The following is a 1,516-nucleotide window of genomic DNA, read 5'->3' on the forward strand; positions in this document are numbered from 1 at the left end:
TTGTTGATGTCGTGGGGCCTGATGTGTGGTTCAAGTGATGGGGTGACACAGTGTAGTAGCCATGCCGCTTAGTGGATTGTTGGTGTAAGCGTGTGAGGTGGTGTGTAGGCAAATCCGCACACCGTTTAACCTGAGGCGTGATGCGTAGCCCAAATGTGGGTGAAGTTGGTGATCTAGTACTGTCGAGAAAAGCCTCTAGCGATGTGGATGTATGGCCCGTACCCTAAACCGACACAGGTGGTCAGGTTGAAAATACTAAGGCGTTCGGGTGAACTGTGGTTAAGGAACTCGGCAAAATGCCCCCGTAACTTCGGGAGAAGGGGGACCACACGACTTTGACACTTCTTGCAAGTGTTGTGGGTTGTGGGGTCGCAGAGAATAGAGGGAAGCGACTGTTTATCAAAAACACAGGTCCATGCGAAGACGTTAAGTTGATGTATATGGACTGACGCCTGCCCGGTGCTGGAAGGTTAAGAGGACCGGTTAGTCACCTTTGGTGGCGAAGCTGAGAATTTAAGCCCCAGTAAACGGCGGTGGTAACTATAACCATCCTAAGGTAGCGAAATTCCTTGTCGGGTAAGTTCCGACCTGCACGAATGGCGTAACGACTTCTCTGCTGTCTCAACCACAGGCCCGGTGAAATTGCACTACGAGTAAAGATGCTCGTTACGCGCGGCAGGACGAAAAGACCCCGGGACCTTCACTATAGCTTGGTATTGGTGTTCGGTTCGGTTTGTGTAGGATAGGTGGGAGACTATGAGACGTGTGCGCCAGCACGCGTGGAGTCGTTGTTGAAATACCACTCTGATCGGATTGGATACCTTAACCTTGGCCCATGATCTGGGTTGGGGACAGTGCCTGGTGGGTAGTTTAACTGGGGCGGTTGCCTCCCAAAATGTAACGGAGGCGCCCAAAGGTTCCCTCAGCCTGGTTGGCAATCAGGTAGCGAGTGTAAGTGCACAAGGGAGCTTGACTGTGAGACAGACATGTCGAACAGGGACGAAAGTCGGGACTAGTGATCCGGCACCTACTTGTGGATGTGGTGTCGCTCAACGGATAAAAGGTACCCCGGGGATAACAGGCTGATCTTCCCCAAGAGTCCATATCGACGGGATGGTTTGGCACCTCGATGTCGGCTCGTCGCATCCTGGGGCTGGAGTAGGTCCCAAGGGTTGGGCTGTTCGCCCATTAAAGCGGCACGCGAGCTGGGTTCAGAACGTCGTGAGACAGTTCGGTCTCTATCCGCCGCGCGCGTTGAAACTTGAAGAAGGCTGTCCCTAGTACGAGAGGACCGGGACGGACGTACCTCTAGTGTGCCAGTTGTTCCGCCAGGAGCATCGCTGGTTGGCTACGTACGGAAGGGATAACCGCTGAAAGCATCTAAGCGGGAAGCCTGTTTTAAGATGAGGTTTCATTTGAGGTCCCCCAAAGACGATGGGGTTGATAGGCCAGACCTGGACGCACCGCAAGGTGTGAAGGCTACTGGTACTAATAGACCAAAACAAACACACACACC

At 53.3% G+C, this 1,516-nt stretch carries 1 rRNA gene (only partly in view); it reads left to right on the plus strand.

The window, feature by feature from the left end:
* Positions 1–1,511, plus strand: a 23S ribosomal RNA gene (locus M5J06_RS12305) (it extends 1,353 nt beyond the left edge of the window).
* Positions 1,512–1,516 lie beyond the last annotated feature (5 nt).

Origin of the sequence: Corynebacterium intestinale (assembly GCF_023574125.1) — a bacterium.
Lineage (GTDB): Bacteria > Actinomycetota > Actinomycetes > Mycobacteriales > Mycobacteriaceae > Corynebacterium > Corynebacterium hesseae.